Genomic DNA, 14,433 nt, shown 5'->3' with positions numbered 1-14,433 from the left:
CCGACGTGTTGTAAAGTCAAAGTTATATATGAAGGATAAAAATACCTATGACTATACAGAACATATACAGGACAGGCCTGACAGCGAAGAAATTGAGACCATTAAAGACCAGATGTCAAAAGTGTTTGCCTTAATGTCCGGTGCGGTCAATGAAAACGTCAGCGCATATCTCTCTTACGACGATATGATGGACGTTTTGGAAAAGAACTTTAAAGATGAATGTGATGTGCAGAAGATTGTAGAGCAGTTTCGAAAGGAAAATGAAGAAGAACAGGAAAGTTTTCAGAGTTTGTTTTACGATAATGATGAGATTATGCTTAAGATGGGGAAAATGCTGGAAGACGAGGAGAAGGAAAAAGAGGTATACAGTATTGCGGACTTTGATGATCTTATGCAGTATGAAGAAGGAGATACCGTGGAACCCCAGTTGGAGAAGTGCATAACAAAGCTGATTCAGTTTATGAAAAAGGTCAGCGAGGAAGAATATGACAAAAGGTTTTTGCCCTTGAATGTAAGGGAGCGGTGCAGGATGCTGATATCCAATAATGAGCAGTTCTTGTTAAGTAAAAGATCCTGGAACCAGATATTCAACCATATACTGGATGATCAGTATATGATGAAATACTATCCGTTTTTCAGAGTGAAAGCGGTTAATGATGAGAGTTATCAGATTTATTATGCTTTGATATCCAATGAGGAACTGCTCGATCATTATTACGAATAAGTTTGCAGCATACAATAAGGATATGTCTCAGCATATAATAAAGAAAGGGGATAAAGTGGTAATATATCCGGTTATAGACATGCCGAAAACAGGGGAGAATATCAAATGTTTATGCGAAGGAAAAAATATAACGGTAAAGGAATTACAGGAATATATGGGATTTGCCTGTCCGCAGACCATATACCGATGGTTTTGTGGATTGGCACTGCCCAATGTGGATAATCTGCTAGCGCTGAGTATACTTCTGGGGATAACGATGAATGAAATACTGGTGGAACGAAATTATGAGGAAGTAGAGCAAAGTATAAAGAACAGGGATGATATTACCGACATCTTATACAGAAGGGTAATTAAATATATGTTCAGCCTGTGCCGGGACTGTGGTGATGCAGGACAATAAAGGTGGGAAGAAGTGCATTTCCCTATGGAATTATCAGAAATCCTATGCTAAAATTATATTACAGATTTGCATTACTTTAGGTTTTGTTATGGGGTTACTATAAAGTAAATTGGAGGAAAGTATGGGTAAAAGTGAAAAGGTAAAGCAGTTATGTGCAGATAATGGGATCAGGATGATTGATTTTAAAATGACAGATCTGGATGGCAGATGGCGTCATATTACGATTCCGGCTGAAAGATTTGACGAAAATATATTTCAATACGGTATTGGATTTGACGGGTCTAATTATGGATATGCGCCCATTGAAAAAAGTGATATGGTTTTTATTCCTGATCCGGCAACTGCGGTCGTAGATCCTTTTGTTACGATTCCTACATTATCAATGACAGGTGATGTATGTATTATCGGCAAAGAGGAAAATACTCCGTTTGATCAATACCCCCGCAATGTCAGCCTTCGCGCTGTTGAGTATATGAAGCAGACAGGAATAGCGGATAAGATGATCATTGGTCCCGAATTTGAATTCCATATATTTGATGATGTGAGGTTTGCAGTATCGCCGGAAGAATCTTTTTATGCAGTGGATACCAGACAGGCACAGTGGAACACTGGGATTGATGATGGATTTAACAATGGTTATCAGGTGCCGAAAAAAGGCGGTTATCATATTGCAGCTCCAAGTGATATTAATTATAACCTGCGAAGCAAAATGTGCATGATTCTGGAAGAATGGGGAGTTAAAGTGAAGTACCACCATCATGAGGTTGGCGGTTCCGGTCAGATGGAAATAGAAGTGGAACTGGGAGAAATGGTGGATATGGCTGATAAAACCATGATTACAAAATATGTGGTTAAGAATGCAGCAGTTTCAGAAGGAAAGACCGTAACTTTTATGCCGAAGCCCGTATACCAGGAAGCCGGGAATGGAATGCATGTACATATGCTTCTGCAAAAAGATGGCGTACCTGTTTTCTATGATGAAGAAGGCTATTCCGGTCTCAGCAAAACGGCACATTATTTTATAGGCGGTTTGTTAAAACATGCAGCATCACTTTGTGCCTGGACAAATCCATCTACCAACTCCTTTAAACGCCTGGTACCCGGATATGAAGCGCCCGTTACGATTGGTTATGCCACTTCTAACAGAAGTGCGGTGGTTCGGATTCCGGCATATGCAAAGTCACCTGAGACAAAGCGTTTTGAACTTCGATGCCCTGATGCCACAGCGAATCCGTATTATGCATATGCTGCTATATTGATGGCAGGATTGGATGGTGTACAGAATCGGACAGATCCAACAGAAAATGGCTGGGGACCTTATGATTTTAATCTCTACGATCTGGATCGGAAACAGCAAGCCAAAATTCAGTCATTGCCTAAGAACCTGGATGAAGCACTGGATGCACTGGAAAAGGATCATGAATACCTAACCAAATCAGGGGTATTTCCGGAGCGTTTGATTGAGATCTGGATACAACGGAAAAGGGCTGAGAGCAAAGACATCAGTCAAATTCCCCATCCGGCTGAATTCCAGAGATACTTTGATTTATAAAATGAAAAGAAGAAGCTAAGGGTGCGCTCCTTATCTTCTTCTTTTGTATTTTAGCTGTTATTGTGCAAAATCTCATTAAGTCTGCGGCAGAGTTACTATAAATGTAGCGCCTCCTCCCGGAGTATCTTCCACTGCTATTTTCCCTCTGTGCAATTTTACAATTTCTTTTGCGATACAAAGTCCCAGTCCAAAATGGGCTTTATCCTTATGGGCTTTATCAACCCGGTAGAACCGGTCGAATATAGACTTTTTGGATTCATCCGGAACACCGGGTCCATTATCGGCTACATAGAGCTGTATGCGGGAAGCTTCTGTCTTTAGTCCAAGTTTTATCCTGCCGCCTTTTGGAGTATAGCTCATGGCATTGTCAATGAGGATGGAAAGTACCTGGGCAACCCTTTCCCCGTCGCATGGATATGTGGGTGGGATATCTTCAGGAAGATCCACATCCAGAGTCAAACCTTTGTCTCTGGCAATCCGTTCATATTTTTCATAGGTCTGCAAGAGCAATGTATCCAGTTCAATATCTGAAGGATGGATGCTCCAGGTTCGGTTATCGGCATTTGCCAGTGTCAGCATATCATCGATCAGACGGGACATCCGCTGCCCTTCGGATTGGATGGACTCAGCAAACTGTTCTGACTGGTTTTTATCTGCTACTTTCATGGCGGATAAACTGGTTAATATTACGGTAAGAGGAGAACGGAGTTCGTGGGAGGCTGCCGCTATAAACTGTACCTGACGTTCTCTGCTTTCTTTGATTGGCTGAATCATTCGTTTTGTGAAATGCCAGGAGAAAATCGTGAGCATTCCAATGGCAAGCAGGTCAAGAAGTGCAAAAAGAGCTCTTTGAACCATAATATCATGTTCCAGGTTGTCAAGGGGATACAGAACAGTAACCTTCAGATAACCATTATCTTTTGGTATTAATGCTACAGAGGAATAATAATTCTGCCCATTGCTTCCTTTCATCTTGAACTCCACATGCCGGGAGAGAATATTTGCCGGACTTATTCCGGCGTCATTAAAGTCATAGTCTGTTCTGGCTTTTTCAGCCGCCTCTTCAAAAATAACGGATACTTCCTGATCGCTATTCAGCTGTTGAGAGAAAAGCGGAGTATCATTATCCAGAATGTTCAGTTTAATATGATAATTCGCTTCCATTTGAAGAATCCATTGATGTGAAATAGTAGACTGGCTTTCAAAATGAGTCAACATGGTATTCAGGTTATCCAGAAAAGAAGTATAACTCCGGTCATTCATTCCACTTTCTACTATATAAAGGCAGAGTGTGGTCATAGTTACCAGGATTAAGCCGGTGATCAAAGTGCAGAAGAATGTCATCTGCAGGTGCAATTTTTTAAACATGTGTTTCCTCCAGGCAATAACCTACGCCACGGACTGTTTTCAGCCTCAGGATGCTTCCCACCCCCTTCAGTCGTCTTCTTAAAAAATGTATGTAGTTATCAAGGTTCCCCTCTTCCACATCTGCATCCGGTCCCCAGACCTTAGTCAATATGGTAAGCCGGGGGAGGGTCTGACCCGGGTTGCGGAGAAATAATTCCAGCAGATCCCCTTCACGTTTAGAAAGCGAACAGGAGGAGTCTGTTTTTATTAATTTTTTCAGGGAAGCATCATATGAAATATCTCCAAAATTCAATAAACCACTGCTTTCCCATTTTTGAGGGCGCCGAACAATACAGCGGATTCTAGCCATAAGTTCACCAAATGCAAATGGCTTTACGATATAATCATCAGCTCCGCAGTCTAATCCTTCAATTTTATCATCTAATTCGCCAAGTGCGGTTACAAGGATAACCGGAGTGGATATATTTTCGCCACGCATTTGACGTAAAACCTCAAGCCCGTCCATCAGAGGCATCATACGATCCAGAAGGATAATATCATGGGCCTTATCTCGAATAAGATGTAACCCGTCTTCTCCATTATGGCAGAGATCGACGCTGATATTCTCCTGCTCCAGCTGAATCTTTAGAGATTCGCATAATTTGACATCATCTTCTACAATTAAAATTCTCATGATAGCTCCTTTACAATGTTTATTCTTTTTTATTATAGCATAAAATAAAAGTTGGACAGACTATAAATTGTGAAGTAATTGTGAAAGATTTATTTTTATCTTAAATCTAATATATTTAGAGATAACTTAGAGAAACAGGTGCTATGATGAACAAGAAATCAAAAAGTAATGTAAACATATAAAGCAGGAGGTAACATGAAAACACTACTTAAGAAAGCTCTGGGTTTTTCCCTGGCGGCTGTCATTGCAGTCAGTACACTGGCTGGATGCGCAGGCGGAAAAAATGATAACTCAGGTGATGGTGCAAAAGGCACAAATGCATCTGCGATGGGGAGATATCTGGAAGAGGAAATGAAACTTCCCGAAGGAATGAGCAAAATTTTGCAGCTTACCAAATTATCTGATGGCAGAGTAAGAATGCTGGCATCAGACGGAGAAAATAAAACCCTTATCTGGGATTCTGAGGATGGAGGAAGTACCTGGACAAAAGTCAGTGACCTGCCGGAGGAGTTAACCAGTAACAGGGCTCAGGTTATGACTTCGGCAATTTCTTCTAACGGGGAATCAGCAATTGCTGTTATGACAGGTTCAGATACAGGAGGGACCACCGTGCTGTATTGGGTTATGGATAAAGACGGAAATGCAAAAAAAATATCAATCGAACTTCCGCAAGATAATAACCAGTCCACGCAGGGTGAGGGAGAACCGACAACGGAAGTTTATACAAATGCTGTATCAAAATTCTCATATACAGATGATGGTAAGCTGATTGGAATTGATTTTGAAAACAATATTCATCAGATAGATCCTCAGACAGGTAAAATTGTAAAAAGCTTTAGCGGTGTGGCAAAAGGCAGTTATATCATGTCATTCCAAGCGATAGGAAATACGCTTGTTGTAGTAACAGACAAAGAAGTACAGCTCTTTGATCTGAGCACAGGGAATCAGATGGAAAAAGACGCAGCGCTTAATGATCAGCTGTTAAAAGGAAAGGATGAAACGGCTTTGATGCAGCTGCTCAGAGGCACAGGAGAGCCATTTGTATTTACGAAGGGAGATGGCGATAAATCGATATTCTTTGGAAGTAATGATGGGCTGTACAGCCATACGATTGGTGGGAATCTGGTAGAACAGGTTATCAATGGTGATTTGAACTCTATGGGGAATCCGGAGTATTCATTTATTTCTATCGCTGCATTGGAAGATGGTTCGTTTCTGATGGCAGGAGCAGAGGGATATGATGTTTATAAACTTTATAAATATACTTATTCTAAAGATACACCGGCAACACCAAGTAAAGAAGTAAAAGTATACAGTCTGGAAGAAAATGCGGAGATTCGTCAGGCAATTGCATTTTTCCAGAAAAATAATCCGGATATCTTTGTGAATTTAGAAGTAGGGTTATCAGGAGGCGATGCAATTACCGTTTCGGATGCTCTTCGTACACTAAATACAAATATACTGGCTGGAAAAGGACCGGATGTATTAATTGTAGATGGAATGCCAGTCAAATCATATATGGAAAAAGGATTGCTGACTGATCTGACAGAAATATTAAAACAGGTAGAAAGCTCAGAAGGGTTAATTGAAAGTATTAAGGGGACCTATTCCAATGGGGATAAGATTCAGGCGATTCCCACAAGGTTTAAGATACCGCTGATTCAGGGAAGCAAGGCAAATATTGAAAATATAAATGATTTATCTTCTATGGCGGAGCAGATTCAGAAATTGAAAGCTGAAAATCCGGATAAAGGTATTTTGGGAAACTTAAAAGCAGGAGATCTGGTAGAAAAATTGTATGCAAGCAATTCTGCTGCATGGCTAAAAGAAGATGGAACGCTAAATGAAGATCAGTTAAAAGAATTCTTTACGCTGTTAAAACAAATTTATGAGAGTGATAAGCATGAGACAGAAGATGAAAGTATGCAGATGATAGGGGAGTACGGCGAATCTAGCTTCTATAATATAAGTGGAGGAATTAATAGTCTTCTTGGAAACAAGAATATGCTGAACCTGGGGCTGCTGCCCGAGTTTTCCCAATATATTCAGGTGGTTACAGCAAATAAAAAAATGGGAGACGGGGTTGTAAAACTTTTAAATGGACAGACGGAGAATGCCTTTGTACCTATGACAACGGTAGGGATCAGCAGCAAAAGCGCTGATACAGAATCAGCAGGAAAGTTTGTAGCATTCTTACTTTCAAAAGATGCACAGAAAATTAATCAGGGCGGAGGATTACCGGTTAATAAATCAGCCTTTGATGAAGGGCTGGAAGCAGCGGCAAATTTAGGAGATGTTGATGTCAGCAGTAATGATCAGGTGTCTGGGCTGACAGAAGTATCTGAATCAGACATCAAGGATCTCAAAGCTATAGTAGAATCCCTGACAACGCCGTCAGTAGTAGATGATGTGATTAAAGAAAACATCAAAGAGCAGGCTGAGCAATGTGTCAGAGGAAGTATTACAAGTGAAGAAGCAGTAAAGAATGTAATGCAGAAAATAAATCTGTACTTGTCAGAATAACAGGAAAAACCGTTCTATAGAAACAAAGCAGCGGCAGGGGCGCCATATGGGAGTTAATATGAAGATAAAAGGCAGAAGTAAGAAAAGAGATCACATTAAAATAAAAACTAAATATGAATGGTCAGGCATACTCTTTATACTTCCGAGTTTCATCGGCGTTAGTATTTTTGTACTGATTCCGTTTCTGGATGTAATACGAAGGTCGTTTTCGGAAGCAATTAACGGAGAATGGGTTGGGATTAATAATTATATAACGATTTTTACCAACCCTGCATTCCGGCAGGCTGCAGGTAATACGGCAAGGTTTGTGGCGATATGTATACCAATTTTAATTATTTTATCGCTGCTGATCGCAGTATTCTTACATAGGCAGAAGAGATTTGGAAGTCTGCTCAAAAGCAGTTTTCTGATACCGATGGCGATTCCGGTAGCCTCTATCGTTTTACTGTGGAGGCTGCTGTTTGACAATCATGGAATGTTAAATGGTATTGTAGAAAAGTTCGGGGGAACAACCGTAGACTGGATGAATACCGGCTATGCATTCTGGATTCTGGTATTTAGTTATGTATGGAAAAACCTGGGTTATGATATAGTCCTTTGGGTTGCAGGGCTGTCAGGTATATCGGAAAGTGTATATGAAGCAGCCCGGGTAGACGGCGCAGGAGAATGGAAATGTTTTTGGAAAATCACATTGCCTAATCTGCTTCCCTCCCTATTTACCATCGCAGTACTGTCCTTCCTGAATTCCTTTAAGGTGTTCAGGGAGGCTTATCTGGTAGCAGGAGATTATCCGGATGAAAGTATTTATCTGATCCAGCATCTTTTGAGTAACTGGTTCCGGAACCTGGAGCTGGATAAGATGGCGGCGGCAGCTGTTGTAAATGCGCTGGTTATATTTCTATTAATTATGTTACTGCAAAAAGCATGGGATACAAAGGAGTAGGAAAGATGAAGAAAAAAATAGTTTTAGTTTTTTTATGTCTGTTGGCACTTGTTGCCTGCTATCCCATTATATTTTTGTTTACCGGATCATTTATGAGTGCAGCGGAGTTAAAGGATAATCTGAAGCCGGTTCTTGCCGGTACCAGCGGATATGTGGAATGGCGGCTGATACCTATGTCGCCTACCCTGCGTTCTTATGTTGAATTGTTGATAGATTCACCGGAATTCTTCAAGATGTTCTGGAATTCCGTAAAACTGGTTGTAGGAATTTTAGTGGGACAGCTGTTAATCGGAGTGCCTGCGGCGTGGGGATTTGCTAAATTTAAGTTCCCATTTCGAAAAGCATTGTTTACGCTTTATATTATGCTTATGATGATGCCTTTCCAGGTATTGATGCTTTCCAATTACCTGGTTTTAGATAAGCTGCATCTGATAGATACCCATCTCGGTATTATACTCCCGGCAGTATTCTCCACGTTCCCGGTTTTTATTATGTATCGGTTCTTTGAAAGTGTTCCCGATGCAGTAATCGAATCGGCAAAAATCGATGGAGCCGGAAATTTACAGATTTTTATATGGTTAGGAATTCCGCTGGGATCTGCGGGAATTATTTCGGCTATGGTGTTGGGATTTTTAGAATATTGGAATCTGATAGAACAGCCGCTTACATTTTTAAAGGATAAGACACTGTGGCCGTTATCATTGTTCCTGCCAAATATCGGGCTGGAACAGGCGGGGATTGCATTTACAACTTCAATTGTAACATTAATCCCTGCAATCCTGGTCTTCATGGGAGGACAGGATTATCTGGAACAGGGAATCGTAGCAGCGGCGGTAAAGGAGTAGGTGATATGAATAGAAAAAAGGTAATTAGTATTTTAGCTTCATTTTTAGTGCTGATGCTGCTGTTTACAGTGTTGTCCAGGGCGGCAGACAGTGCCAGTCTTGCAAATGTACAGACAAAAACAGCGCAGAGCATGACAATTGACCATAGGGTAACGGGGAATGGAAAAGTCATGCAGAATAGAGAACAGGCGGTATCCACAATAGGGGATCAGAAGGTACAGACAATTTATGTTAGTGAAGGTCAGACTGTAGAAGCAGGGGAATTATTATTTGATTTAGATATTGCAAATCTAAAAGAACAGATTCTTCTTAAAAAGCAGGAAATAGAAAAAATGGATCTTACAGAGGGGGATAACAAGAGTAAATCAAGTGCTGAGGAGCAAAAAAAATCCAGTACCAGGAACCGGGCAGAACAGGATGTCGGCCTGGCAGCGGGAAAAGGAAATGAAGCGGTAACCAGAGCCGCGGAAGCTTTGCAAAATGCACAGCAGAAGCTGCAGGAATATAGAAACCAGCAGGGAATCCCTACGGATGGGAATGATGCAGTATTAGCAGAACTTAACAAAACTGTGAAAGCAAAAGACAAGGCTCTGCAGCAGGCGCAGGAAGAACTGAAAGAACTGGAGCGCAAAATCGAACGGGAAGTAAATAAGGCATTAGATGCAGCAGAAAAGAAAAATCAGGAAGCACAGGCTCAGGCCGCAGCTTATACAGAGCCACAGACAGAAGCGCCGGCAGAGCCATCCAGTGATGAGAAAGGACTAGTGTCCAATGGGTCAGCAGCACAGCCCCAGACTCAAACTCCGGCACCGGCCCCCGAAACTGAGGATCTGGCTAAGGTAGAAAAGGCGGTCCGGGATCAATACAAGAGCGAGCTGGAGAAAGCAAATAAGAAAGTTGAAAAGGCGCAGAAAGAAAAAAGTTCTGCGGAACAGGCAATTGGGCAATACCAGCAGGAACAGGCGGAAAACCAGGCAAAAGGTACGCAGGAACAGGAACAGCAGCTGATTGATGACGTAAATGCAAAACAGCAGGCTTATGACGATGCAGTTAATGCAAGAGATGACAGCATACGTACTGCCCAGAGAGCTTTAGAGGATGCCAATGCACCGGAAGGAACGGACAGCAGCGGTAAGATCAGCAAACTTGATAAAGAGAAGCTTCAGATGGAATTACAGAAATTAGAGGCACTACAGGCAGCAGGAGGTCAGATAAAGGCACCTATCAAGGGAATTGTTACGAAAATTGCAATTACAACCGGCGATAAGACAATGGATGGAACCGCTATGCTGCTGGCGGATACAACAAATGGCAGTAAATTCGTAGCACAGGTACCGGTTGATCAGGAAAAATATATTGCGAAGAATGATCCGGTTGTATTAAAGCCAGGCAATAATGGACAGCCAATCGAAGGCCTGACGGTAGAATCGGTTAAGGCAAACGAAGAGAACAAAGATATGCTGGATGTTACCGTAAAATTACCGGCAGATACATTAGAGATAGGAACAGCGGCAGAATTCGAGGTGACAAGAACATCAAAATCCTATCCGACCTGTGTTCCCATTTCGGCGCTGCATGAAGACAACAATGAAAAATTTATTTATGTAATCCAGGAAACAACGTCTGTTCTTGGGGATGAATTAAAGGCGCAGAAAGTAGTCGTTAAAGTATTAGACCAGAATGAGAATTTTGCAGCACTTTCAGATGGAACCATCACAAACGACCAGAAGATCATTACCGGATCAGATAAGAATATTTCAGGAGGCAGTCGTGTGCGGCTGGCAGAGGAATGATGCTAAAAAAGTATTGGGCAAGAATAGTGGGCGCGCTGCTTATGATCTTATGTTATGGTTTGGCAGTTTTCTATAACGGTAAGATGATGAGCGATAATCCGGGGACAGCTACGGCTGTCCTGACGGATAACCGGTTAGATGCAAAATCTGCTTCAGATATCCAGAAAACAGAGCTTAATCAGGATAATCCACTGCTATTTACGATATGGGGAGAAAAAGAAAATGTCATGTTATCAAATAAGAAATACCAGCGTAATAGTTCCGCAACCGCTGTGCTGGTATGCAATAATCCCCAGCTTCTTTTTAATGGAACAGCAGCACTTGCGCCAGAGGATAAAAATGGCTGCTTAATTGATAAAAAAACTGCCTATGATTTATTTGGGAGCACGGATGTGGTGGGGAAACAATTGGAGTACCAGGACAGGAAACTGACCGTCAGAGGAATCTTAAACGGTATTGATGATGAGAGACAGATGGTGGTAATGCAGGCAGATGGTGATGCTCAGAACCTGGACAGTTTCACGGTAAAGGTTCCGGAAGGAAAAGAAGCCGAAACTATCGTTAATGAGCTTCTTATGCGTCATGCACTGGAAGGAAAAATCATGGATCTGGATCTTTTAAAAGGAATTACAAGAATATTCATACTGCTTCTTCCGATATTCTTTGCATTTGGAATCATGTTCACTTTTTTGCGATATGCAAGAGAAGAAAAAGGGCAGGGGATATCTGCTTATATCTGGTGGGGAGCTTTGATCGTGATGCTAATCATGACCATATGGGGAGTTTCCCGCTTTATAACAATCCCTAAGGAAATGATACCAACCAAATGGTCCGATTTTGACTTTTGGACAAATTTGTGGAAAAAGAAAGAAGAGGCATTCCTCTTCCTTATTCAATCTGCAAAGCACCAGCCGCAGATTGATATGATACTGGCATTCTTTCATTCCATATTCTTTAGCGTGGTATCCATTATTTTATATTTTATGAGTTTTCGAAAAAGACGGGAAATTCTGGAATAAAAGACATGTGGGTAAATTATAGTGAAAAATATACAATGAGTTTTCGACGGGGCTGATAATTTGCGGATTATCAGCCCCTTTGCAGTCTATATTGATCCCCGAATTAATAAAAAACCACTATATTTATGAGTTGATATCTGATATACTAGAGCGTATCTGAAAAATGCTTGCACCTGGCTAAAAGCGTGTTTAGAGAATATTTTTGTAATGGAGGCAATACCATGAAATATAAAAAGCTACTGTTAGTGATTTTGGCCGCATGTACACTGAGTGGATGTCAGCCGAAAAACGATCCCGATAGTTCTCTGAATCTGGGGATGGCGGCGGTGGAACAGCAGAAATATGAGGAAGCACTGAAAAGTTTTGAAAGTTCCATTGCAGAAGAGAAGGATATCGTTCTGGCGTACCGGGGTGAAGGTATGGCTTATATTGGACTTGGTGAATATGAAAAGGCAATTACTGCATTTAATTCAGCCCTGGAAAATGCAGGTGAAAAAATGGTGAAGACCATAAAGGATATCAGGCTTTATAAAGCTTCTGCGCAATTAAAATCTGAAGATTACGATGGTACCATAGAGACCTGCAGTCAGATATTATCTGCAGATGAAGATGGCGGTGCGTATTATATGAGAGGAACCTGTTATCTTCAGAAAGAGGATGAAGCGAAAGCAAAAGCAGATTTTGACAAGGCGTCATCTATGTCACCTGAGGATTATGACCTGTTTTGGAATATTTATGAAGCATATAAAGATAAAAATCTTTCTGCTAAGGGAGATGAATATCTGCAGAAGGCTTTGAGCATCGGCGGAGAAAAAACAGAGGATTATTATCAGCGCGGACGCATATACTATTATCTGGAGAACTATGAAAAAGCAAAAGAAGAACTGCTAAAGCCGGTAGAGGAAAAGGACAAGACTTCTGCGCTGCTTCTTGGAAAAGTTTATCTGAAACTGGAGGATTCCAAACAAGCCAGGAATATTTACCAGCAGTATCTGAAAGATTTTGGAGAAGCGCCAGAGGCTTATAACGGAATAGCGCTCTGTGATCTTGCGGACAATGCTCCGGATGCGGCAATCGCAACGATACAAAAGGGACTGGCTTTAAATGGAGAGACCGGAAAGCAGGATCTGCTCTATAATGAAATTGTGGCATATGAGCGCAAGAAAGATTTCCAGACGGCAAAGGCCAAGGCGGCCGAATATATAGCAAAATACCCAAATGATGCGGCAGGTAAGAAAGAGTATGACTTCCTGTCCACACGTTGACAGGAGAGAATATGGCGGATTTATTTGATATTGAAAAATTAGAGGAAAAAGTAATTCTGGTGGGTGTCAGCACATCTGATGATGACGATACTATGGAATCGCTGGATGAGTTGACAGACCTGGCATCCACAGCAGGAGCTGTTACAGTCGGGCGTATAATCCAGAATCGGGAACAGGTTCATCCCGGTACCTATATAGGCAAAGGGAAAATCCAGGAACTGCGGGAAATGGTATATGAGCTTTCTGCAACCGGTGTGATCTGTGACGATGAATTATCCCCTGCGCAGCTGCGTAATCTGGAGCAGGAACTGGATATAAAGGTTATGGACAGAACTTTGATCATACTGGATATCTTTGCTGCAAGGGCGTCTACAAGCGAAGGAAAGATCCAGGTGGAGCTGGCACAGTTAAAGTATCGCCTGGCACGTCTTGTGGGGCTTAGAAGCTCCCTGTCGCGTCTGGGAGGCGGAATTGGTACCAGAGGCCCCGGTGAAAAGAAGCTTGAGATGGACCGGCGTCTGATCAAGGACAGAATCGCTCAGTTAGGACGAGAACTGGCTGATGTGAAGCGCCACCGTGAAGTGGTAAGGATGAAGCGGAGTAAGAACCAGACATTGGTAGCGGCAATCGTAGGATACACCAATGCAGGGAAATCAACCCTTTTAAATCAGCTTACCGATGCAAAAGTGTTGGAAGAGGACAAACTGTTTGCAACCCTCGATCCCACAACACGGATGCTCGCTTTAAACGGCGGACAGGAGATTCTGCTCACCGATACGGTAGGATTTATACGAAAACTGCCCCATCATTTAATTGAGGCCTTTCGCAGTACGTTAGAAGAAGCAAAGTATGCAGACATTATACTTCATGTAGTAGATGCATCTAATACGCAAATGGAAAAGCAGATGTTTGTAGTTTATGAAACATTGGCGAATCTGGGTGTCACAGATAAAACTGTGGTGACACTTTTTAATAAACAGGACAGGGTTATTGAGAAAGAAACTCTGCGGGATTTTAAGGCAGATAAAACTTTGTGCATTTCTGCCAAAACAGGGGAAGGCTTAGAAGAGCTCAAAAATATTTTAGAACAGATTCTGCAGGAGAAAAATATTTTAATAGAGCGGATATATCCCTATGCTGATGCGGGTTTGATACAATTAATACGAAAATACGGCCAGCTTTTGGAAGAAGATTACCGTGCGGAAGGGATCTATGTCAAAGCATATGTGCCTATGGAAATTTATGGAAATGTGACAGGCTAAATGTTGCAAAATAAAGGGGAAGTACTATATCTAGTGTTATGTGCCAAAAATAATACATAGATATAG

At 41.6% G+C, this 14,433-nt stretch carries 12 protein-coding genes; 10 read left to right on the top strand and 2 right to left on the bottom strand.

All coding sequences use genetic code 11. The features are described from left to right. From RHS_RS13700 to glnA, 3 genes are all read left to right on the top strand, one after another. Nucleotides 1-724 (top strand): hypothetical protein (locus tag RHS_RS13700; protein ID WP_395022380.1); only part of this gene is annotated, 724 nt, incomplete at its 5' end. Between the two features lie 55 nt (nt 725-779). After that, nucleotides 780-1,124, top strand: a complete 345-nt coding sequence (locus tag RHS_RS13695) for a helix-turn-helix transcriptional regulator (RefSeq protein WP_138002697.1) — start codon at nt 780-782, stop codon at nt 1,122-1,124. A 121-nt stretch (nt 1,125-1,245) separates the two neighbouring features. Further along, nucleotides 1,246-2,676 carry a type I glutamate--ammonia ligase gene (glnA, locus tag RHS_RS13690; RefSeq protein WP_047833506.1) on the top strand — a complete coding sequence of 477 codons (1,431 nt, stop codon included), beginning with the start codon at nt 1,246-1,248 and terminating at the stop codon, nt 2,674-2,676. A 75-nt stretch (nt 2,677-2,751) separates the two neighbouring features. Here the strand turns inward: glnA and RHS_RS13685 are convergent, their stop codons facing one another. Both RHS_RS13685 and RHS_RS13680 read right to left on the bottom strand, forming a co-directional pair. Further along, nucleotides 2,752-4,044, bottom strand: coding sequence for an ATP-binding protein (locus RHS_RS13685; protein WP_047833505.1), 1,293 nt, complete (start codon nt 4,042-4,044; stop codon nt 2,752-2,754). Further along, entirely contained in the window at nt 4,037-4,717 is a 681-nt protein-coding gene (locus RHS_RS13680; RefSeq protein WP_027295102.1) for a response regulator transcription factor, read from the bottom strand. The genes RHS_RS13685 and RHS_RS13680 overlap by 8 nt, the downstream gene beginning before the upstream one ends. 195 nt (nt 4,718-4,912) lie before the next feature. Here RHS_RS13680 and RHS_RS13675 point away from each other — a divergent pair, with 195 nt between their 5' ends. From RHS_RS13675 to hflX, 7 genes are all read left to right on the top strand, one after another. Next, the gene (locus RHS_RS13675; RefSeq protein WP_047833504.1) at nt 4,913-7,240 is read left to right on the top strand and encodes an extracellular solute-binding protein; all 2,328 of its coding nucleotides are present in this window, start codon (nt 4,913-4,915) and stop codon (nt 7,238-7,240) included. Nucleotides 7,241-7,286: 46 nt separating this feature from the next. Further along, the gene (locus RHS_RS13670; RefSeq protein ID WP_242881614.1) at nt 7,287-8,183 is read left to right on the top strand and encodes a carbohydrate ABC transporter permease; all 897 of its coding nucleotides are present in this window, start codon (nt 7,287-7,289) and stop codon (nt 8,181-8,183) included. Nucleotides 8,184-8,188: 5 nt separating this feature from the next. Then, nucleotides 8,189-9,028, top strand: coding sequence for a carbohydrate ABC transporter permease (locus RHS_RS13665; protein WP_070043097.1), 840 nt, complete (start codon nt 8,189-8,191; stop codon nt 9,026-9,028). Between the two features lie 5 nt (nt 9,029-9,033). Then, the gene (locus RHS_RS13660) at nt 9,034-10,821 is read left to right on the top strand and encodes a hypothetical protein (protein WP_047833502.1); all 1,788 of its coding nucleotides are present in this window, start codon (nt 9,034-9,036) and stop codon (nt 10,819-10,821) included. After that, complete coding sequence (locus RHS_RS13655) at nt 10,818-11,840, top strand: ABC transporter permease (protein ID WP_027295097.1); 1,023 nt, start codon at nt 10,818-10,820, stop codon at nt 11,838-11,840. The genes RHS_RS13660 and RHS_RS13655 overlap by 4 nt, the downstream gene beginning before the upstream one ends. A 221-nt stretch (nt 11,841-12,061) precedes the next feature. Continuing rightward, nucleotides 12,062-13,105, top strand: coding sequence for a lipopolysaccharide assembly protein LapB (locus RHS_RS13650; RefSeq protein WP_047833501.1), 1,044 nt, complete (start codon nt 12,062-12,064; stop codon nt 13,103-13,105). A gap of 11 nt (nt 13,106-13,116) precedes the next feature. After that, nucleotides 13,117-14,367 (top strand): GTPase HflX, encoded by a 1,251-nt coding sequence (hflX, locus tag RHS_RS13645; protein WP_047833500.1) that lies wholly within the window; start codon nt 13,117-13,119, stop codon nt 14,365-14,367. Nucleotides 14,368-14,433: the final 66 nt, after the last annotated feature.

This window comes from Robinsoniella sp. RHS (genome assembly GCF_001029355.1).
Taxonomy (GTDB): Bacteria; Bacillota; Clostridia; order Lachnospirales; family Lachnospiraceae; genus Robinsoniella; species Robinsoniella peoriensis.
This window is presented reverse-complemented; position numbering and strand designations above follow the sequence as displayed.

Bases quoted from the DNA above. Each gene is read 5' to 3' on its own strand.
- RHS_RS13685 (WP_047833505.1), bottom strand. From the start codon at position 4,044: ATGTTTAAAAAATTGCACCTGCAGATGACATTCTTCTGCACTTTGATC.
- RHS_RS13675 (WP_047833504.1), top strand. From the start codon at position 4,913: ATGAAAACACTACTTAAGAAAGCTCTGGGTTTTTCCCTGGCGGCTGTC.
- RHS_RS13680 (WP_027295102.1), bottom strand. From the start codon at position 4,717: ATGAGAATTTTAATTGTAGAAGATGATGTCAAATTATGCGAATCTCTA.
- RHS_RS13665 (WP_070043097.1), top strand. From the start codon at position 8,189: ATGAAGAAAAAAATAGTTTTAGTTTTTTTATGTCTGTTGGCACTTGTT.
- glnA (WP_047833506.1), top strand. From the start codon at position 1,246: ATGGGTAAAAGTGAAAAGGTAAAGCAGTTATGTGCAGATAATGGGATC.
- hflX (WP_047833500.1), top strand. From the start codon at position 13,117: ATGGCGGATTTATTTGATATTGAAAAATTAGAGGAAAAAGTAATTCTG.
- RHS_RS13650 (WP_047833501.1), top strand. From the start codon at position 12,062: ATGAAATATAAAAAGCTACTGTTAGTGATTTTGGCCGCATGTACACTG.
- RHS_RS13670 (WP_242881614.1), top strand. From the start codon at position 7,287: ATGGGAGTTAATATGAAGATAAAAGGCAGAAGTAAGAAAAGAGATCAC.
- RHS_RS13655 (WP_027295097.1), top strand. From the start codon at position 10,818: ATGATGCTAAAAAAGTATTGGGCAAGAATAGTGGGCGCGCTGCTTATG.
- RHS_RS13660 (WP_047833502.1), top strand. From the start codon at position 9,034: ATGAATAGAAAAAAGGTAATTAGTATTTTAGCTTCATTTTTAGTGCTG.